This is a genomic window from Bradyrhizobium sp., assembly GCF_036009065.1.
Classification (GTDB): Bacteria; Pseudomonadota; Alphaproteobacteria; order Rhizobiales; family Xanthobacteraceae; genus Bradyrhizobium.
This window is the reverse complement of the sequence record NZ_DASYMN010000351.1, coordinates 14628-34761: the sequence shown is the minus strand read 5'-3', so window position 1 is coordinate 34761 and position 20134 is coordinate 14628. Positions and strand designations below refer to the sequence as shown.

At 62.7% G+C, this 20134-nt stretch carries 14 protein-coding genes; 13 read left to right on the top strand and 1 reads right to left on the bottom strand.

Features of this window, described 5'->3' with window-relative positions; all coding sequences use genetic code 11:
* The first annotated feature begins 22 nt into the window (after positions 1–22).
* Genes VGP39_RS21510 through VGP39_RS21495 form a run of 4 tightly spaced genes read left to right on the top strand, consistent with a single transcriptional unit; the run spans position 23 to position 4641 of the window.
* On the top strand, positions 23–1426 hold the full coding sequence (locus VGP39_RS21510; RefSeq protein ID WP_327570115.1) for a hypothetical protein: 1404 nt from the start codon (positions 23–25) through the stop codon (positions 1424–1426).
* Positions 1423–2574, top strand: a complete 1152-nt coding sequence (locus VGP39_RS21505) for a Gfo/Idh/MocA family oxidoreductase (RefSeq protein WP_327570113.1) — start codon at positions 1423–1425, stop codon at positions 2572–2574. Before VGP39_RS21510 ends, VGP39_RS21505 begins: the two co-directional genes overlap by 4 nt.
* Before the next feature lie 10 nt (positions 2575–2584).
* Positions 2585–3778 (top strand): dihydrodipicolinate synthase family protein, encoded by a 1194-nt coding sequence (locus tag VGP39_RS21500; RefSeq protein ID WP_327570112.1) that lies wholly within the window; start codon positions 2585–2587, stop codon positions 3776–3778.
* Complete coding sequence (locus VGP39_RS21495) at positions 3778–4641, top strand: sugar phosphate isomerase/epimerase family protein (RefSeq protein ID WP_327570111.1); 864 nt, start codon at positions 3778–3780, stop codon at positions 4639–4641. The genes VGP39_RS21500 and VGP39_RS21495 overlap by 1 nt, the downstream gene beginning before the upstream one ends.
* Before the next feature lie 103 nt (positions 4642–4744).
* Here the strand turns inward: VGP39_RS21495 and VGP39_RS21490 are convergent, their stop codons facing one another.
* Positions 4745–5968: a cytochrome P450 gene (locus tag VGP39_RS21490; RefSeq protein ID WP_327570110.1), complete on the bottom strand. Its 1224-nt coding sequence runs from the start codon at positions 5966–5968 to the stop codon at positions 4745–4747.
* Positions 5969–6076: 108 nt separating this feature from the next.
* On the opposite strand from VGP39_RS21490, the gene VGP39_RS21485 reads away from it, so the two are divergent.
* From VGP39_RS21485 to VGP39_RS21445, 9 genes are all read left to right on the top strand, one after another.
* Entirely contained in the window at positions 6077–6622 is a 546-nt protein-coding gene (locus VGP39_RS21485) for a phosphonopyruvate decarboxylase (RefSeq protein ID WP_327570109.1), read from the top strand.
* Entirely contained in the window at positions 6619–7209 is a 591-nt protein-coding gene (locus tag VGP39_RS21480; protein WP_327570108.1) for a thiamine pyrophosphate-dependent enzyme, read from the top strand. The genes VGP39_RS21485 and VGP39_RS21480 overlap by 4 nt, the downstream gene beginning before the upstream one ends.
* Positions 7210–7408: 199 nt before the next feature.
* On the top strand, positions 7409–8110 hold the full coding sequence (locus VGP39_RS21475; protein WP_327570114.1) for a helix-turn-helix domain-containing protein: 702 nt from the start codon (positions 7409–7411) through the stop codon (positions 8108–8110).
* A 1-nt stretch (position 8111) separates the two neighbouring features.
* Positions 8112–9311 carry an efflux RND transporter periplasmic adaptor subunit gene (locus VGP39_RS21470; RefSeq protein WP_327570107.1) on the top strand — a complete coding sequence of 400 codons (1200 nt, stop codon included), beginning with the start codon at positions 8112–8114 and terminating at the stop codon, positions 9309–9311.
* A gap of 16 nt (positions 9312–9327) precedes the next feature.
* Positions 9328–12423: a MexW/MexI family multidrug efflux RND transporter permease subunit gene (locus tag VGP39_RS21465; RefSeq protein WP_327570106.1), complete on the top strand. Its 3096-nt coding sequence runs from the start codon at positions 9328–9330 to the stop codon at positions 12421–12423.
* A gap of 108 nt (positions 12424–12531) precedes the next feature.
* Complete coding sequence (locus tag VGP39_RS21460) at positions 12532–13521, top strand: ABC transporter substrate-binding protein (protein ID WP_327570105.1); 990 nt, start codon at positions 12532–12534, stop codon at positions 13519–13521.
* A gap of 55 nt (positions 13522–13576) precedes the next feature.
* Positions 13577–18337: a GAF domain-containing protein gene (locus VGP39_RS21455; RefSeq protein ID WP_327570104.1), complete on the top strand. Its 4761-nt coding sequence runs from the start codon at positions 13577–13579 to the stop codon at positions 18335–18337.
* The gene (locus tag VGP39_RS21450) at positions 18334–18723 is read left to right on the top strand and encodes a response regulator (protein ID WP_327570103.1); all 390 of its coding nucleotides are present in this window, start codon (positions 18334–18336) and stop codon (positions 18721–18723) included. The genes VGP39_RS21455 and VGP39_RS21450 overlap by 4 nt, the downstream gene beginning before the upstream one ends.
* Entirely contained in the window at positions 18720–19970 is a 1251-nt protein-coding gene (locus VGP39_RS21445) for a response regulator (protein WP_327570102.1), read from the top strand. The genes VGP39_RS21450 and VGP39_RS21445 overlap by 4 nt, the downstream gene beginning before the upstream one ends.
* Positions 19971–20134: the final 164 nt, after the last annotated feature.

Below are 20134 nucleotides of genomic sequence, written 5' to 3'. Positions count from 1 at the left end.
CGCTGGATTGAGGCCGATGATGATGGCGCCGAAACTTGTCGTGCGCGAACTTGCGTTTTTCGAGCGTCCGGTCCCGTTCGTGCGGCCGTTCCGGTTCGGCGCGGTGACGATCAATGCCTCGACGCAGATTTTCGTTCGCGTCGAAATCGATATCGAAGGCAAGGGAAGGTCGGTCGGCGCAACCGCGGAATTGTTGGCGCCTAAATGGTTCGACAAGCGGCCGCATCTGTCATCCGAAGAAACGGCCGCCGAATTGCGGCGCTCGCTCATGATCGCGCGCGATTTGTATCTCACGCGCAATGGTTTCGAGACCGCGTTCGGCCTGCACGCCGCGCGGATCGGCGCGCAGGTCGCGGCCTGTTCGAAGCAAGACATCCCGCCGCTCGCGGCGGGGTACGGCCCCGCGGAAATCGACAAGGCGGTGCTGGACGCATTGCTGCGCGCATTGGGCAAGAATTTCTTCGACGGCATGGCGGCGAATGTTGCAGGGATCGACGCGAGCCTCACGCCTGACCTGGGCAATGATGAGATCGCAACATTTCTGGCCGGACGTCGGCGGCTGGACCGCGTCGCGGTCCGGCACACCGTCGGTCTCGACGACAGGATAGAAGGCGAGGGCGGCGTCGCGGACCCCGAGCAGAATTCCGGCGCGCGCTATTTCAAGTTGAAGCTCAACGGCAATCCGGAACTGGACGCCGCACGGCTGATCCGGATCGGCAAAGAGCTCGCCAGGCTGCCCTACAACCACCAGGTGACGCTGGACGCCAACGAGCAATACGCCGACCTTGCCGCGCTTGGTACGCTGGTAGATCGCCTCGACCGCGACGGCGCGCTGAAGCCCATTGCGGCAAAACTGCTCTACATCGAACAGCCGATGCCGCGCGATATCACCCGGCAGTCGCAGCTCGGCAAATTGTCGAGCCGCGATTTCATCATCGACGAGGCCGACGACAGCTACGATGCGTTCCCGGGCGCGAAAGCGCTCGGCTATCGCGGCATCTCCTCGAAATCCTGCAAGGGCATCTACAAATCGATCGTCAACGCCACTCGCGCGAAAAAATGGAACGCAGGCGGCGAGAGATATTTCATCAGCGGCGAAGACCTGACCTGTCAGGCCGGGCTTGCCGTGCAGCAGGACCTTGCGCTCGGCGCGCTGATCGGCGTCACCCATGCCGAGCGCAACGGCCACCACTATGTCGATGGTTTTGCCAACACGCCGGCCCACGAGGCAGAGGCGTTCCTGTCGGCGCATCCCGATCTCTATATCCGCGACGGCAACACCATCCGGCTGTCGATCCACGACGGCGATCTTCTGACGGGATCGCTGACTTCGTCCGGCTTTGCATCCGGCGCGCATCTGGACTGGGCGGCACTAAAGCCGCTGCAGAACCCAACAACAACAACACTTCAGGAGCAGACGATATGACGACGCAGCGCCTCGGCGTGATCATGAACGGCGTTACCGGCCGCATGGGGCTGAACCAGCATCTAGTCCGCTCCATCATCGCGATCCGCGACCAGGGCGGCGTCAAGCTGTCGAACGGCGACCGCGTGATGCCCGATCCCATCCTGGTCGGCCGTGACGCCGACAAGGTCGAACGCCTCGCAAAGCAGTTCAACGTGCAGCGCTGGACCATCGATCTCGACGAGGCGCTGACCAATTCGGAGGACACGATCTTTTTCGACGCCGCGACCACGCAGGCGCGTCCATCATTGCTGACCAAGGCCATCAATGCCGGCAAGAATGTTTACTGCGAGAAGCCGATCGCGACCAATCTGCAGGAAGCAATCGACGTCCTAAAACTCGCCAATGAAAAAGGCGTCAAGCACGGCACGGTGCAGGACAAGCTGTTCCTGCCGGGGTTGAAGAAGCTGGCGTTCCTGCGCGATTCCGGTTTCTTCGGCCGCATGCTCTCGGTGCGCGGCGAATTCGGCTACTGGGTATTCGAAGGCGACTGGCAGCAGGCGCAGCGTCCGTCGTGGAATTATCGCCAGGAGGACGGCGGCGGCATCATTCTCGACATGGTCTGCCACTGGCGCTACGTGCTGGACAATCTGTTCGGCGAGGTGGAGAGCATCTCCTGCCTCGGCACCATCGACATTCCCGAGCGCTGGGACGAGAGGGACAAGAAGTACAAGGCGACCGCCGATGATTCCGCCTATGCCACTTTCAAACTGAAGGGCGGCGTGATCGCGCATATCAATATGTCCTGGGCGACGCGCGTGTATCGCGACGATCTCGTGACCTTCCAGGTCGACGGCACCCACGGCTCCGCGGTCGCCGGCCTCAGCGATTGCGTGATCCAGGCGCGGCAGGCGACGCCGCGGCCGGTGTGGAATCCGGACGAGAAGCGCACCCACGACTTTTATGCCGATTGGCAGAAGGTTCCGGAGAACGCAACCTACGACAACGGGTTCAAGGAACAGTGGGAAATGTTCATCCGCCACGTCTGCGAGGATGCGCCGTACAAATATACGCTGCTCGAAGGCGCCAAGGGCGTGCAACTGGCGGAATGCGCGCTGCAAAGCTGGAAAGAACGTCGCTGGATCGACGTGTCTCCGATCAAGGTGTGAGGACGGGACCATGAACAAGCCGGTTTTGCCGATGTCGTCGCTGTCGCTGAAGCTGCCGAAGGCCGATCGTTCGATCGAGACCTATCGCCTGGCGGCGTCGCGGACATTTCCTTCAAAACTCGAGGGCACGTTGAACCGCGTGGCGTTCTCGGCCGCGCATGTGGTGGCCGATCCCCTTGCCGATGTCGATCCGTGGCTCAGTGCCGCCATCGACTGGGAACGCACCATCGCATTCCGCGAGCACATCTGGGACCTCGGCCTCGGCGTGGCAGAGGCGATGGACACCGCGCAGCGCGGCATGGGACTGGACTGGCCGACCTCGCTGGAATTGATCCGGCGCTCGGTGGCCGCCGCGAAGAGGCGCGGCAACGCGCTGGTGTTTTCAGGCGCCGGCACCGACCACCTCGCGCCGGAAGACGCGAAAGGTATCGACGACGTGATCCGCGCCTACGAAGAGCAGATCGCGGCCGTGGAAAAAGCCGGCGGCCGCATCATCCTGATGGCCTCGCGGGCGCTGGCGAGGATCGGCCGCAGCGCGGACGACTACGCCAAGGTCTATGACCGCGTGCTGTCGCAGGTGCGCGAGCCTGTGATCATCCACTGGCTTGGCGACATGTTCGATCCGGCGCTGGCCAATTATTGGGGCACGCAAGACCTCGGCACCGCGATGGATATCGCGGTCGGCATCGTCAATGCCAACGCCGCCAAGGTTGACGGGGTAAAAGTCTCGCTGCTCGACAAGCAGCGCGAGATCGACATGCGCCGCCGGCTCGACAAGAATGTAAAAATGTATACCGGTGACGATTTCAATTACGCCGAACTGATCGCCGGCGATAGCCAAGGCTTTTCGCACGCGCTGCTGGGCATTTTCGACGCCATCGCCCCGGCGGCATCCTACGCGCTGTCGCGGCTTGCGGCCGGCGACGAGCAGGGCTTTCACGACGTGCTCGGGCCGACGGTGCCGCTGTCGCGCCACGTCTTCAAGGCACCGACCCGGTTCTACAAGACCGGCATCGTGTTCATGGCATATCTGAACGGCCATCAGGATCATTTTACGATGGTCGGCGGGCAGGAGAGCGCGCGCTCGACGCTGCACCTCGCCGAGCTTTTTCGATTGGCCGACAAGGCCGGGTTGCTGGCAAATCCGGAACTGGCGACGCGTCGCATGACGACGGTGCTGGCAACCCGCGGCGTCGAGGCCTGATGCGGGATTTTTCCGCCGATCATCGCTGGCTGTCGCTGAACACGGCGACGGTCCGTAAGCAGGGCGACCTTGCCACGATCGTCGACGCCTGTGCGCGGCACGGCATCCGCGCCATCGATCCGTGGCGCGACCAGGTCGCCGCCATCGGGCTGGATCGCGCGGTGCGGCTGGTCCGCGACGCCGGACTCGAACTGTCCGGCTATTGCCGCGGCGGCATGTTCACCTCGGACGACGCGCATCGGGGCGAAGTCCGCGACGACAACCGCCGCGCGGTCGACGAAGCAAAAGCGCTGGGCGCGCCGTGCATCGTGCTGGTGGCCGGCGGGCTACCGCACTATTCACGGCCCGGGAGCGCGCCGTCGAAGGACATCGCGCAGGCACGAACCCAGGTCGACGATGCCATCACCGAGATGCTGGACTATGCGAAGCAGGCCGGCATGCCGCTGGCCATCGAGCCGCTGCATCCGGCCTACGCCGCCGACCGCGCCTGCGTGAACACGACAAAACAGGCACTGGACATCTGCGACCGGCTGGACCCCGCGCGCTCGGGCGCCCTCGGCGTCGCGCTCGACGTCTATCACATCTGGTGGGATCCTGAACTAATGCCGCAGATCGCGCGCGCCGGCAAGGATCGCCTGCTGGCGTTCCACGTCTGCGACTGGGTGGTGCCGACCAAAGACATCCTCAACGACCGCGGCATGATGGGCGATGGCGTGATCGATATTCCGTCGGTACGCCGCGCGGTGGAAGCGCAGGGTTTTGCCGGCTATTCCGAGATCGAGATTTTCTCCAATGACTGGTGGAGCAGGCCGATGGATGAGGTGCTGCGAACCTGCATCGAGCGGCATCGGACGGTGATTTGAAGTGACCTCATCCTGAGGAGCGGCCACTTGGCCGCGTCTCGAAGGATGGCCGCGAGCGCTGATGGTTCGAGACGCGCGCAAGAGCGCGCTCCTCACCATGAGGTCATCCATTAATCCTGCACGGCACGCTCAAAAATCCGCGAAACCGCACGCGGCCGCCGCGCACCGGCGCGCCGTTCAGCTCATATCCGGGAAACCGCGCCAGAAACCGCGAGATCGCGATCGCGCCTTCGAGGCGCGCCAGCGCCATGCCGGCGCATTGGTGCGGGCCGGTGGCAAACGCAAGGTGACGGTTCGGGGTACGGCCGATGTCGAGATTTTCCGGATCGGTGAACTGCGCAGGATCGCGGTTGGCCGCGCCGATGCACAAGGTGACGAAGGTGCCGGCCGGCATCTGCACGCTGCCGATCTCGACCGCTTCCGTGGTGACGCGGTTGCCGAGCTGGTTGGAGCTCTCGTAGCGAAGAAACTCCTCGATCGCGGTTTTGATTAGCGCGGGATTGTCGATCAGCCGCTCCTTCTCGACGGGGTTTCCAGACAAGGCCACCAGCCCGTTGCCGATCAGATTGGTGGTCGTCTCATGGCCGGCGTTGAGCAAAAAGATGCAGTTATGCAGCAATTCCTTCGCGGTCAGCCGCTCGCCATTGTCCTCGCCCTGGATGAGCTTTGTCAGCACGTCGCGTTCGGGATTGCCGGGTTTTGCCCGCCGCCGTTCGACCAGCGTTTCGAGATAGGCCAGGAAATCCCGCACGGCATTGTTACCGCGCGCAAACACGTCCGGACCGATCACCGGCTCCAGCGCGCCTAGGATCGCCAGCGACCAGTCGCGCAGCGGCTCGCGCTCGTCCATGGGCACGTCGAGCAGGTTGCCGATCACCTGAATCGGAATTGCCGAGGCAAAATCCTCGATCAGTTCGACATCGCCTTTCGCGGCCAGCCTATCGAGCAGCCGGTCCACCAGCGCGATCAGGTCGGGCTCCATCTCGGCGATGGCGCGCGGCGACAGCGCGCCCATGATCAGCCGCCGCACCCTTGTATGCGCCGGCGGATCGTTGAACACGAGGCTGGTGGTGTGATGCTCGTACAGCAGCGAGCCGCCGTATTTCGGCGCGAACTCGCGTCTCTTGTCGGAGGAGAAGAGTTTTGTGCTTTTGTAGATGCCGACCAGGTCGTCGTAACGGGTCAGGAAATAACTGCCGTTCGGCAACCGCTTGACCGGCGCATGCTCCCGCAGTGCACGATAGGTCGGGTAGGGGTTGGCGTAAAACTCCGGGGTCAGTTTTTCGATGTCGAAATTCTCCGCCAGATCTCGCGCGTTTGCGTCCATGCTGCCATACTCTTTCGGTCGGACCGATATGCCGTTTTCGCTGTTTCGCAAGCCGCTAGCCCGGCTACAGTCCCGCTCCGCAATACAACGATCCCACTGGAAATGAAAATGCACGCCCGCGCCGATGCGCCTGCCGAAAACGCCCAATCCTGGCCCGAGGACATCTTCGGGATACTGCATCGCTTCGACGTCCGTCAGGTGCCCTACGTGCCGGACGCCGGGCATTCGCAATTGATCGAGCGCGTGCTCGGCGCGCCCTCGATGCGCGCGGTGCCGCTGACCACCGAGGAGGAGGGCGTGGCGCTCTTGGCGGGCGCCTGGGCGGGTGGCCAGCGCGGCGTATTGCTGATGCAGTCGAGCGGCGTCGGCAACTGCGTCAACATGCTGTCGCTGACGCAGATTTTCCGCTTTCCGTTCCTGACGCTGGTGACGATGCGCGGCGAATGGGGCGAGTTCAATCCCTGGCAGGTGCCGATGGGGTCGAGCACGGCGGGCGTGTTCGAATTGTCGGGCATCAAGGTGCTCAGGGCCTCCTCGCCGGATGAAGTGCGCGACGTGGTCGAAGCCGGCGCGGGGCAGGCCTACAATGCCTGCACGCCGACGGCCGTCCTGCTGTCGCAACGCCTGATCGGGGCCAAGGTTTTTATCAAATGAGCAACACCAATCTCCTCGAACGCCGCGCCGTCGTCGCAAGCCTGCTCGCAGGCCGCAAGGACGCCATCGCGGTCGGCGGCCTCGGCGCCTCGACCTACGATATTGCGGCTGCCGGCGATCACGACCGCAACTTTTATCTCTGGGGCGCCATGGGTGGTGCGGTGATGATCGGGCTCGGCATTGCGCTGGCGCAGCCGACGCTGCCGGTGGTGGTGATCACCGGCGACGGCGAGATGCTGATGGGCATGGGGAGCCTGGCCACCGTCGGACTGCAGAAGCCTGGGAATCTCACCATCGTCGTGCTCGATAACGAGGTCTATGGCGAGACCGGCGGCCAAGCCAGCCATACCGCCGCGACCGTCGACCTCGTCGGCATCGCCCGCTGCTGCGGTATCGCCGACAGCCGCACGCTGGCGATCATGGCCGAGATCGAGACCTTTGCGGCGCAGATGCAGGACATCTCCAGCGGGCCTCGTTTCGCCTCGGTCAAGATCGATCCCGCCAACCTGGAACGCGTGCTCTCCAGCCGCGACGGCGCGTTCATTGTGAACCGAATCCGCGGGGCGCTGGGCTACCGGCCGATCTGACGTGCCCCGGACGCAGCGCAGCGCGCCGTTCTTCACGGCGTGGTGCGCTGCAGAGCCGGGGCCGTAACGAACGCCGGTGCTTGGTACGGTCCCGGCTCTGCGGAGCGGCATAAGAATGCCGCACCGCGTCCGGGACACGTTGTCGCTGCATCGCAGCAATTACCTTGACATTTGCTCAAGTGAGTGCTTACTCACGACGATGAGCACACTGCGCATGACCAGCGATTTGCGCCGGGAACTGATCCTGAGCGCGGCCAAGCGTTGCTTTGCCCGCAACGGCTTTGCCGGCACCACGACCAAGAGCGTAGCCGCCGCTGCCTCAATTTCGGAGGGTTTGCTGTTCAAGCACTTCCCGACCAAGTCGGCGCTCTACGCGGAAATCCTCGCAGAAGAGTGCGAAGCCGACCCGTCCCTGAACAAGCTGCTCGGACTGGCGCCATCGACGGAAACGCTGGTCGTATTGGTACGTGGCATGGTCGGGCATTTCCTGCAGGTGTCGCGCGCGCCCGACCAGGAAGAGGCACAACGTTTGCGGCTGATGACTAACAGCCATCTGGATGACGGAGAGTTCGCGCGTCTGTTGTATGACAAGATCGGCGACCTGATCGGACCGGCCTTCACCGCTTCGCTGGAGCAGGCGATAGCTGCGGGGGACGCTTCGCCGGTGGGGCGCGAACCGCTGAACCTGTTCTGGTTCGCGCATCATACCGTGCTGATGATGGCGCTGACACAGCTTCCGGCCGTTCCCTGCCTCACCTACGCCGAAGCAACCGGCCTCGAACGGCAGGCGTGTGAATTTATCCTGCGCGGAATTGGATTAAACGAACCGGCCATCGCCTCGCATCTGGATCGCGAATTGTCGACAGATTTCGGGCTGCCGGTAATTGCGGAAAGTGCATGACATGACGATTGCGATGGAAAACAGCCACGCGTCGGCCCGCTCGGCGGTCGAGGAAAAACCGCGGCACCGCCCGGTGCGTACTGTGAAGTGGTTTATCATCGTCGGCGTGCTGCTGGCGCTGCTGGTGGGCGGGTTCGTCGGCTTCAACGCGTTTCGCACCAAGATGATCACGCAGTTCTTCGCCACCAACAAGCCGCCGCCGGCCACCGTGACCGTCGCGGAAGCAAAATCCGAAGTCATTCCCAACCTGCTCACGGCGGTCGGCGATCTTGCCGCCGTGCATCAGGTCAATGTCACCTCGGATGTGAGCGGGCGCATCACCGACATCATGTTCACGGCCGGCTCCCACGTCAAAGCCGGAAGCCCCCTCGTTCAGCTGTTCGATGCCCCGGAACGGGCTGACCTTGCGAGCTTCAAGGCCCAGGCCACGGTGGCGCAGTTGTCGCTCGACCGCGCCAAGCAGCTGGCGTCGCGTCAGTTCGGACCGCAGGCCACCGTCGATTCCACGCAGGCCGCGTTCGACCAGGCCAATGCCGGCATCGCCAAGACCGAGGCGATCATTTCGCAGAAGCTGGTCCGTGCGCCGTTCGACGGCGAACTCGGCGTGCGCCACGTCGAGGTCGGCCAGTTCCTGACTGCGGGCACGCAGATCGTGACCTTGACGGATCTGTCCGCGGTCTATGCGAATTTCACCACGACGGAAAAGGAAAGCGCGACGCTGAAGGTCGGGCAGACCGTGCGCGTCGTGGTCGATGCCTATCCAGGCCGCAAGTTCGAAGGCAAGATCACCACCATCGAGCCGCAGATCAATACCGACACGCGCAATATCCGCATCCAGGCCACGATAGACAATCCTGATCGCGTCCTGAAGCCCGGCATGTTCGCCACCACGACGGTGGTGCTGCCGGACAAGCCCGCGGTCATTACCGTTCCCGAAACGGCGGTCGATTACACGCTGTATGGCGATTCGGTTTACCTGATCAAAGAGACCAAGACCGATGACGGCAAGACCAGCCTGACCGTCGAGCGCACCTTCGTGCGTACCGGCGACCGGGTCGAGGGGCGCGTCGTGATTGCCAGCGGCCTGAAGGCCGGCGATCGCGTGGTTGCGGTCGGGCAGCTCAAGCTGCAATCCGGTTCGGCGGTCGCGATCTCCCCCGATCCGCCGCCGCCGGTGCCGGCAAGACCGCCGCTGAACTGAGACCGGAGCGCCCGTGATGGCTTTTACCGATATCTTCATCAAGCGCCCGGTGCTGGCGGTGGTCGTCAGCCTGCTGATCCTGCTGATCGGCTTCAAGGCCGCGACCAGTCTGCCGATCCGGCAATATCCAAAGCTGTCGAACACGGTGATCACCGTGACGACCGTGTATCCCGGCGCCTCGCCGGACCTGATGCAGGGCTTTATCACCACGCCGATCGAGCAGGCGGTGGCCTCGGCGGAAGGCGTCGATTACATGACGTCGTCCTCGACCCAGGGCCAGAGCCTGATCTCGGTCTACATCAAGCTCAACGTCGATCCGAACCAGGCGCTGACCGAGGTGCTGGCGAAGGTCAACTCGGTCAAATACCTGATCCCGAAGGAAGCCAACGACCCTGTCATCCTGAAATCGACCGGCCAGACCACGGCGGTGATGTATATCGGCTTCTCCAGCGACGAGCTTTCGGGCTCGGCGATCTCGGATTATCTCACCCGCGTGGTGCAGCCGATCCTGTCGACCGTGAACGGCGTTGCATCCGCGGATATTCTCGGCGGCCAGACCTTTGCGATGCGGGTGTGGCTTGATCCGATGCGGATGGCGGGCCGCGGCGTGTCGCCCGACGATGTCGCCGCAGCGATCCGGGCGAATAACTTCCAGGCCGCGGCGGGCCAGACCAAAGGCTATTTCATCGTTTCCAACGTCACCGCCAACACCGATCTGCAGAACGTCGAGCAGTTCAAGCGTATGACGATCAAGGCCAAGGACGGCGGCTTCGTCCGGCTGCAGGACATCGCGACTGTGGAGCTGTCGGCCCAGAGCACCGACGCCAGCGTGGCCTTCAGCGGCGAACGCGCGATCTTCATCGGCGTGCAGGCGACGCCGCAGGGCAACCCGCTCAATATCGTCACCGGCGTCCGCGCGCTGTTTCCGGAACTGGAACGCAACCTGCCGCCTTCGCTGCATATGAAGGTCGCCTACGACTCGACCAAATTCATTCGCTCATCGATCGACGAAGTGCAAATGACCTTGATCGAGGCGGTCGTCATCGTGGTCATCGTCATCTTCCTGTTCCTCGCCTCGTTCCGCTCAGTGATCATCCCGGTCGTCACCATTCCACTGTCGCTGATCGGCGTCTGCAGCCTGATGCTGGTGATGGGGTTCAGCATCAATTTGCTCACCCTGTTGGCGATGGTGCTGGCGATCGGCCTTGTGGTCGACGATGCCATCGTGGTGGTGGAGAACATCCATCGGCACCTGGAGGAGGGCAAACCACCGGTGCAGGCGGCGCTGCAGGGCGCCCGCGAGATCGTCGGTCCGGTGATTTCGATGACCATCACGCTGGCGGCGGTCTATGCGCCAATCGGATTCCTCGGCGGCCTGACCGGCGCGCTGTTCCGCGAATTCGCCTTTACGCTGGCGGGCTCCGTCATCGTGTCCGGCGTGATCGCGCTGACCTTGTCACCGATGATGTGCTCGGTGCTGCTGAAAAACGATCAAGGCGGCTGGTTCGCGAAAAAGGTCGACCGCGTTTTTGGCGCCACCACCCGCTGGTACGGACGGCAGCTCGACCGTTCGCTCGATTACCGCCCCATCACCGGAATGTTCGCGCTGACCATCCTCGGGCTGGTGGCGTTCCTTTATATGAACACGTCCAAGGAGCTCGCTCCCGAGGAGGATCAGGGCATCGTCTTCGCCGTGGTCAAGGCGCCGAAATACGCCAATATCGATTACACCGATTTCTACAGCTCCAAGATGGACAAGGCGTTCGCCGCTTTCCCGGAAACCGATTTGCGTTTCGTGATCAACGGAACCGCGGGGCCAAGCAACGGCATCGCCGGCATGCTGCTGAAGCCGTGGGACGAGCGCCCGCGTTCCTCGATCAAGCTAAAGCCCCTGGTGCAGGCCGAGCTCAGCAAGATCGAGGGCGTCAACGCCTTCGCCTTCAACCTGCCGCCATTGCCCGGCGGGCCGGGGGGGTTGCCGATCCAAATGGTGATCAACTCCACCAACGGTTTCCGGGCGGTCTATGAGGAGATGGTCAAGCTGAAGGACGCCGCGCGCAAGAGCGGTCTATTCATCGTCGCCGACAGCGATCTCGACTTCAACCAGCCGGTAGTGCGGGTGAAGATCGACCGCTCCAAGGCCAACGATCTCGGCATCACCATGGCGCAGATCGGCAGTACCCTCGCCACGCTGCTCGGCGGCAACTATACCAACCGCTTCAATCTCGAAGGCCGTTCCTACCAGGTGATTCCGCAGGTGCCGCGGGGCTTGCGGCTGTCGCCGGAGTCGCTGGCGAATTACTACGTGCCGACGCTGTCCGGCCAGCAGGTGCCGCTGTCGACGCTGGTGTCGGTCGAGACCGCGACCGATCCCAATGCGCTGACGCATTACAACCAGTTGAACTCCGCCACCTTCCAGGCGGTGCCGATGCCTGGCGTAACCGTCGGTCAGGCGGTGGACTTCCTCGAAGAGGCGGCAAAGAAACTGCCGTCCGGTTACAGCCACGACTATCTCGCGGACTCCCGGCAATACGTGCAGGAAGGCAACCAGCTCGCGATCACCTTCGGCTTCGCCCTGATCATCATCTTCCTTGTGCTGGCGGCGCAGTTCGAAAGCCTGCGCGATCCGCTGGTGATCATGATCAGCGTGCCGATGGCTATTTCGGGCGCGCTGATCCCGCTGTTCTTCGGCGTGGCGACGATCAACATCTACACCCAGGTAGGCCTGCTGACGCTGATCGGCCTGATCAGCAAGCACGGCATCCTGATGGTGGAGTTCGCCAATGAACTGCAGCTCAACGAGGGGCTCGACAAGCGCTCGGCGATCGAGATGGCGGCCCGGGTACGCTTGCGCCCGATCCTGATGACGACGGCGGCGATGGTGACAGGCCTGTTTCCATTGCTGACGGCCACCGGCGCCGGCGCGGCCAGCCGGTTCTCGATCGGGCTGGTCGTGGTGTCCGGAATGACCATCGGCACCCTGTTCACCCTGTTCGTGCTGCCCGCCGTCTATGTGGCGCTCGCCACCGACCACAGGGCCGGTGCGGAATCGCAACGGACCAAGGAAATTGCGGACTTCGATCTCGGTGCAAAGGCGCTGAAGCCGACGTGAACGGATGCTCCGGAACGGCGGTCTTGCAGTCATGCCCGCTGTTTCTTTCGTATGGCGTCATGATATTCTGGCCCTAGCGGCGCTCGGTTGAAGCGTCAAAAGGGCGGTATGGCGGGCATGAGGCGGCGGGAGTTCGTCCTTGCGGTTGGCAGCGCGGCTGTCGGATTGCCGCTTGCCGCCGTTGCGCAGACCAACAGGGTCTACCGGATCGGCATTTTGGAAACGCTGCCGGCGTCATCGAACGCGGCGAACTTCGGTGCGTTACGGCTCGGCCTCAGCGAGCGCGGCTATGTCGTGGGAAAGAACCTTCGGATCGAATATCGTTCGGCCGACGGACATGGCGAACGATTCCCGGACCTCGCTGCCGAACTTGTTCAGTTGAACGTCGACTTGATCGCGACCCGAGGCACGCCGGCGGCCAAGGCGGCAAGGGCTGCGACTGCGACAATTCCCATCGTCATGTGCGCGATCGGCGAGCCCTTGGGCATGGGCGCGATCGAGACGCTCGCGCGCCCCGGCGGTAACGTCACCGGCCTCAGTGCTTTCGTTACCGAGCTGTCCGGCAAGCGGATCGAACTGCTCAAGCAGACGTTTGCTTCGATCTCCAAGGTCGGCTTCTTGCAAAACATGGGCAACCCTGTCGCTGCTCAGCAATGGGAGCAGGTCAAAGCGGTCGCCGCTGCGCTGGCTCTTTCGGTAGAGCTGTTCGACGTTCGCCGCGAAGGCGACATCAAGCGCGCGATGGAGGCCGCCCATGACCGCAAGATGGATGCGGTTTCTGTTGGCATCGACGGGCTTACGCAGGCCAATGCGACCATGATCGTCGAAATGGCGAGCCAGTACCGGATCCCGACGGCCTATCCCGCGCGGGAATTCGTCGATGCCGGAGGACTGCTCAGCTATGGTCCAAATTATCCGGACCTTTATTTCCGGTCTGCTTCGCTGATGGACAAGATTTTCAAGGGTGCGAAGCCCGGCGATTTACCCGTGGAGCAGCCGACCAAGCTCGAATTGATCGTCAATCTCAAGACAGCCAAGGCACTTGGACTCAAAGTCTCGCCGACGCTGCTCGCGACCGCCGACGAGATCATCGAATGATCATCCCGCACTGCCGCAAGAGACATTGCCGTCCTTCCTTGCTAAATTGAACCGGATGAGCATTTCCCTGCACCCGGACACGTCCGAAAGCCCGGCGCTGGCCGCCTCGCCCGACGCGGGCGCGGCGCACGCGGCCGGAGCTTCGGGCACGAAAATCCGCAACCGTCTGTTCACCAAATATGTCGCGCTGTTCGTCGCGGTGGTGGCGGTGGCCCTGCTGTCCAATGGGATTTTCGAGGTTTTCTTCTATTATCGCGAGCACAAGGCCGCGTTGATCCGTATTCAGCATGAGCAGGCCGAGGCCGGGGCGGCGAAGATCGGTCAGTTCATCAAGGAGATCGAAAGCCAGCTTGGCTGGACCACCCAGTTGCCGTGGTCCGCCAAATCGATCGAGGATCGCCGGTTCGACGCACTGCGGTTGTTGAAGCAGGTGCCGGCCATCACCGAACTGGCGCAGATCGATTCCACGGGCAAGGAGCGCTTGAGGGTGTCGCGCATCGCCATAAATGTTGTGGAGAGCGGGCTCGACCTTTCGAAGGATCCGAAGTTCACCGAAGCTGTCACCAATAAGGTTTACTATGGACCGGTCTATTTCCATCGCGAGTCCGAGCCGTACATGACGCTGTCGCTCGCCGGCAACCGCAAAGATGCCGGCGTCACCATCGCCGAGGTCAATCTCAAGCTGATTAGGGATGTGGTGTCGCAGATCAAGGTCGGCGAGCACGGTCAGGCCTATGTCGTAGGCGCAGAGGGACGCCTGATCGCGCATCCGGATATAAGCCTGGTGCTGCGCAACACCGACATGTCGAAGCTGCTGCAGGTGCAGGCGGCGCGGGCGGGAAACGCGAATGCCGATGTCGAGGCGTTGCAGGGCACGCTGAATATCCAGGGCCAGCATGTGCTGACGGCGTCCGCGCCGATTGCGCCGCTGGGCTGGACCATGTTCGTCGAGCTTCCAGTCGAAGAGGCCTATGCGTCGCTGTATCAAGCGCTGCAGCGGCTGGCCATCGTGCTGCTGGGCGCGTCGATCCTGGCCGTGCTGGCCGGGATATTTCTGGCGCGGCGCATGATCGTGCCGATCCAGGCCCTGCGCGCCGGCGCGGCGCGCATCGGCAGCGGCGATTTCACCCAGCGTATCGCGATCAGGACCGGCGACGAATTCGAAGGGCTTGCCCACCAGTTCAACGACATGGGCGCCAGGTTGCAGGATTCCTATTCCGGCCTGGAGAAAAAGGTCGAGGCGCGAACACGCGAACTGAGCGAATCGCTGGAGCAGCAGACGGCGACCTCGGACGTGCTGCAAGTCATCAGCAGCTCTCCGGGCGACCTGCAACCGGTGTTCAAGTCGATGCTGAACAACGCCTTGCGGATTTGCGAAGCGCAGTTCGGCAATCTGCTGCTGTTCGACGGCACGGGATTATTGCCGGCGGAACTGCATAATTCGCCAGCCGCCTTCGCCGAGATGTTCAAAAGCGGGCCTCTGATCCCCGGGCCGAACACCGCTCTTGGAAGGGTCATTGCGGGAAAGCAGGTCGTCCACGTCACCGACGTGATGGCAGGAGACGCCTATGTTGACCGCGATCCGCTGCGTATGGTCACGGTCGAGAGTTTGCGGGCCCGAACTCTTCTTGCCGTGCCGATGCTGAAAGATACCGAGCTGGTTGGCACGATCGTCATTTATCGGCAGGAAGTCCGTCCCTTCAGCGACAGGCAAATCGAGTTGGTCACCAGCTTTGCCAGTCAGGCGGTCATCGCCATCGAGAATACGCGGCTGCTCAAGGAGCTGCGCCAGCGTACCGACGACTTAAGCGAATCGCTGCAGCAGCAGACTGCGACCGCCGACGTGCTCAAGGCCATCAGCCGTTCGGCGTTCGACCTGGACTCGGTACTCACGACCCTCGCCGAGTCGGCAAAGACATTGTGCGGCGCTCCCCACTGCATAATTTACCGCCGCGAAGGCGATATCTATCGCTATGCCGCAAGTACCACGGATGTCATTCCAGCCTATCGCGAGCACGAGCAACGAACCGCGATCACGGTTGATCGCGGCACGCTGATCGGACGCGTGGCGCTTGAAAAGTGCGCGGTTCAGATTGCCGATGCCTGGAGCGACCCGGAGTACAAGCAAAAAGATGCGGCGCGGATAGCAGGTGCACGATCGATGCTGGGGGTGCCCCTGATGCGCGGCGGAGAGCCGATCGGCGCCTTTGGTCTGGGGCGCAACGAGCCGGTGCCGTTCACGCAGCGGCAGATCGAACTCGTGCAAACCTTCGCCGACCAGGCGGTGATCGCCATCGAAAACGTGCGGCTGTTCGACGAGGTCCAGGCGCGCACGCGCGAGCTGCAGGAATCGCTCGAATACCAGACCGCCACGGCCGACGTGCTCAACGTCATCAGCCGTTCCACCACCGATGTGGGGCCGGTGTTCGATGCGATTGCCAGCAGTGCGGCTCGGCTGTTCGCGCCGTGCGAAACTACGATCATCACCATCCAGGACGGACTGCTGCACTGGCAGGCTACGGCCTCGCTCGGTCGGCCGGTGGAAGCGATCCAGCGCGTCAAACCGCTTTATCCGATGCCGTTCGATTCGGTGAACAGCCCATCGGCGCGCGCCATCGATGAGCGGCGCATCATCGAAATCCCCGACGCAACGGCGCCGGGCACGCCTGAAAGCACGCGCCGGGCGCAAAGCGCCGGCGAGTTTCGTTCCATCACCTTCGTGCCGCTGTTGCGCGACGGGGTCGGCATCGGCACCATCATCCTGACCCACCCGGAGGCGGGTTTTAGGCTTTCGCCCAAGCAACTGGCGCTGGTCCAGACCTTCGCCGACCAGGCCGTGATCGCCATCGAGAATGCGCGGCTGTTCGATGAGGTTCAGGCCAAGACCGGCGAACTTTCCGAGTCGCTGGTCTATCAGACCGGAAGCGGTAATATCCTGCGGGTGATTGCATCCTCTCCGACCGATGTTGCGCCCGTCTTGAAGGCCATTGTGGAGAGTGCTTGCGAGATTTGCGAGGCCATCGATGCCGCGGTGCTTCTAAAGGATGGCGACGATCTGCGCTTCAGCGAGCACCACGGCCCGATACCGATAAGGCAGGACAAATGGCCGATCAACCGCAACTGGGCCGCCGGGCGGGCGTTCGTGGATCGAAAGCCGGTGCATCTTCACGACGCATTCTCCGCCGAGGGTGACGAATTTCCTGACAGCAAGGAACTATCGCGCCGCACCGGTCCCCAAGACGTTCGCAGCATCTTGAGCGTACCGTTGCTGCGCGAGAATGAAAGCATAGGTGCGATCGTGCTTCGACGCACCGAAGTACATCCTTTCAGCGATAAGCAGATCACTTTGCTTCAGACCTTCGCCGATCAGGCGGTGATCGCCATCGGCAATGTGCGGCTGTTCGACGAGGTGCAGGCCAAGACCAGCGAGCTGACCGAAGCGCTGGAATATCAAACCGCGACCGGCGACGTTTTGAACGTCATCAGCCGCTCGCCCAACAATCTGCAGCCGGTCATGGATACCATCGTCGAGACGACGAGGCGGCTCTGCCAGTCGGAATATGCGCTGATGCTGCAGCGCGAGGATGACGGCGTGTATCGGATCGCCGCACACAGCAACGCAAGCCAGGAACTCATTGACTGGATGCGGGACAATCCAGTGACCGCGGGAGATGGCTCGGCGGTCGGTATCGTTGCGGCCGAAAAGCAAACGGTCCATTTACCTGACGCGCTTGCCGACCCCCGCTTCACGGACCTGCGCCGGCAGCGGCACTCCAGGGCTCGCACGATGCTGGGAGTTCCCTTGCTGCGCGACCAAAACGTGATCGGCGTCGTCTTCCTGGCGCGCACCGAGGTCAAGCCTTTCACCGACAAGCAGGTGGAACTCGTGACCAGCTTTGCCGACCAGGCTGTGATTGCTATCTCGAATGTGGGGCTGTTCAAGGAGGTTCAAGAACGGACGCGGGAATTGTCCCAATCGCTCGACGAACTCCGCACCGCGCAGGATCGCTTGATCCAGACCGAAAAGCTCGCTTCGCTCGGTCAGCTCACCGCCGGCATCGCCCACGAAATCAAGAACCCGCTGAATTTCGTCAACAATTTCTCGGCATTGTCGGCGGAATTGGTCGACGAACTGAACGACGTGCTCAAGCCCGCCGCGCTTGACGGCAAGACGCGCGAGGAGATCGATGAGCTGACGCACATGCTGAAAGGCAATCTCGAAAAGGTGGTGCAGCACGGCAAGCGCGCCGATTCGATTGTCAAGAACATGCTGCTGCATTCGCGCGAGGGCGCCGGCGAGCACCGGCCCGCCGACATCAACGCCATCGTCGAGGAGAGCCTCAATCTCGCCTATCACGGAGCGCGCGCCGAGCGGTCGGGCTTCAATATCACGCTGCAGCGCGATCTCGATCCCGAGGCCGGGATGATCGATCTGTATCCGCAGGAAATCACGCGGGTTTTTCTCAATCTCATTTCAAACGGCTTTTACGCGGCGACCAAGCGCAAGGAGACCGCCGCGGATGGTTTTGAGCCGACGTTGAGCGCGACAACGAAAAGCCTCGGCAACAAGGTCGAAATCCGCATCCGCGACAACGGCGCCGGCATTCCGCTCGAGGTAAAAGAGAAGATGTTCAATCCGTTTTTCACGACAAAACCGGCCGGCGAGGGAACCGGACTTGGCCTGTCGATGAGCCACGACATCGTGGTGAAACAACATGGCGGCAAGATCGACGTCGATACCGAGCCCGGCGCATTTACCGAATTCATTATTACGCTGCCGCGAACCGCACAAATTCAGGCTGGAGGCATAAATTGAGCGTTTACATACTTGTGGTCGATGACGAGCCCGATGTCGAGGCGCTGTTTCGCCAGCAATTCCGGCGTGATCTGCGGTCCGGCCGCTTCACCATGGAATTCGCCCCGTCGGCGCCGGCGGCGCTGGAACGCGCGAAAAATGTCGCCGATCCGTCGCTGATCCTGATCCTGTCCGATATCAACATGCCCGGCATGAGCGGTCTTGAAATGCTGCCGAAAGTGCGCAAGGAGCGGCCCGACGTGCCGGTGATCATGATCACCGCCTATGGCGATGCGGAAACCCGGCGCAACGCGATCGAGCGCGGCGCGGTGGGCCTGCTGACCAAGCCGATCGATTTTGCGCTGCTGCGCCACGAAATCGATGCACGCGTCGGGCAGGCCGCATGACCCCGACCATCCTCGTCGTCGATGACGAGCCCGATCTCGAGGCTCTGGTGCTGCAGAAGTTTCGCAAGCAGATCCGCGACGGCACGGTAGCGTTCGTGTTCGCCCGTGACGGTATCGAGGCGCTGCAGTCGATCGAGACCCATCCGCAGGTCGACATGGTGGTGTCCGACATCAACATGCCGCGCATGGACGGCCTGTCGCTGCTGCAGAAATTGCAGGAGGCCGACGACAAGAAGTCGACCATCATCGTCTCCGCCTATGGCGACATGAGCAATATCCGCACCGCGATGAACCGCGGCGCGTTCGATTTTTTGACCAAGCCGATCGACTTCGGCGATCTCGAGCTGACCATCGACAAGACCATCCGTCACGTCGAGATGATGCGCGACGCGCGCCGCCGCCAGGCCGAGGCCGAGCGTGCCCACGCCTCGCTGTCGCGCTATTTCTCGCCCCAGATCGCCAGCCGGCTGGCGTCCGATGGTGAAAGCAACGGCATGGAAGTGCATCGCCGCGACGTCGCGACCATCTTCACCGACATCACGGGTTTTACCTCGCTGGTGGAGACCACCGCTCCGGACGTGCTGAGTGCGCTGCTCAATGAATATATGGGCGGCATGATCGACATCGTATTCGCCCAAGAGGGCACCGTGGCAAAGATCATCGGCGACGCTATCCAGATTCTGTTCAACGCGCCCGGCGATCAGCCGGACTATGCGGCGCGCGCTATCGCCTGCGCGCATGATCTCGACGCCTGGGCGCAGGAGTTTCGCGAGCGCTGGAAATCGCAAGGGGTGAATTTCGGCGCGACCCGCATCGGCGTCCATGCCGGTCCGGCACTGGTCGGAAATTTCGGCGGCAGCCGCTTCTTCGACTACACGGCCTATGGCGACACCGTCAACATCGCGGCGCGGCTCGAGGCGGCCAACAAGTTTCTCGGCACGCGGATCTGCGTCAGCGCGGCGGTCGCCGATGGCACGCAAGCGTTTCAGGGACGCCCGGTCGGCGAGCTGATGCTGCGCGGACGCAGCGAGCCGCTGCGCGCCTATGAGCCACTGTCGGCGGAAGCATTCAAAGGGCCGGCGACGGCGCAATATTCCGAGGCCTTCGCGAAGCTGGAGGCGGGCGACGCCGCGGCGATGCCGGCCTTTGCCGCGCTGGTCGGATCGCACGCCGACGATGCGCTGGCCGGCTTTCACCTGCGGCGGCTGCTCAATGGCGCCAAGGGCATCCGCATGCAACTGGAGTAACAAGGTCAAATCAGCTGCTCCAGCAAGCGCGCAAGCTTAAAACCCGAACGTCACTTGCGTTCCGAGCCGCACGCGCGCATGACGAATCCAGTTTCTAGAACATGATGGCTTTATGTCGAACCGCCGTGACGTTCAGGTTCACCTCTCCCCTGCGGGGAGAGGTG

What these genes read in the sequence shown, in the direction of transcription:
- VGP39_RS21445 (WP_327570102.1), top strand. Translation starts at nt 18,720, where the DNA reads ATGACCCCGACCATCCTCGTCGTCGATGACGAGCCCGATCTCGAGGCT.
- VGP39_RS21510 (WP_327570115.1), top strand. Translation starts at nt 23, where the DNA reads ATGGCGCCGAAACTTGTCGTGCGCGAACTTGCGTTTTTCGAGCGTCCG.
- VGP39_RS21475 (WP_327570114.1), top strand. Translation starts at nt 7,409, where the DNA reads ATGAGCACACTGCGCATGACCAGCGATTTGCGCCGGGAACTGATCCTG.
- VGP39_RS21460 (WP_327570105.1), top strand. Translation starts at nt 12,532, where the DNA reads ATGGCGGGCATGAGGCGGCGGGAGTTCGTCCTTGCGGTTGGCAGCGCG.
- VGP39_RS21485 (WP_327570109.1), top strand. Translation starts at nt 6,077, where the DNA reads ATGCACGCCCGCGCCGATGCGCCTGCCGAAAACGCCCAATCCTGGCCC.
- VGP39_RS21500 (WP_327570112.1), top strand. Translation starts at nt 2,585, where the DNA reads ATGAACAAGCCGGTTTTGCCGATGTCGTCGCTGTCGCTGAAGCTGCCG.
- VGP39_RS21480 (WP_327570108.1), top strand. Translation starts at nt 6,619, where the DNA reads ATGAGCAACACCAATCTCCTCGAACGCCGCGCCGTCGTCGCAAGCCTG.
- VGP39_RS21495 (WP_327570111.1), top strand. Translation starts at nt 3,778, where the DNA reads ATGCGGGATTTTTCCGCCGATCATCGCTGGCTGTCGCTGAACACGGCG.
- VGP39_RS21465 (WP_327570106.1), top strand. Translation starts at nt 9,328, where the DNA reads ATGGCTTTTACCGATATCTTCATCAAGCGCCCGGTGCTGGCGGTGGTC.
- VGP39_RS21455 (WP_327570104.1), top strand. Translation starts at nt 13,577, where the DNA reads ATGAGCATTTCCCTGCACCCGGACACGTCCGAAAGCCCGGCGCTGGCC.
- VGP39_RS21470 (WP_327570107.1), top strand. Translation starts at nt 8,112, where the DNA reads ATGACGATTGCGATGGAAAACAGCCACGCGTCGGCCCGCTCGGCGGTC.
- VGP39_RS21505 (WP_327570113.1), top strand. Translation starts at nt 1,423, where the DNA reads ATGACGACGCAGCGCCTCGGCGTGATCATGAACGGCGTTACCGGCCGC.
- VGP39_RS21490 (WP_327570110.1), bottom strand. Translation starts at nt 5,968, where the DNA reads ATGGACGCAAACGCGCGAGATCTGGCGGAGAATTTCGACATCGAAAAA.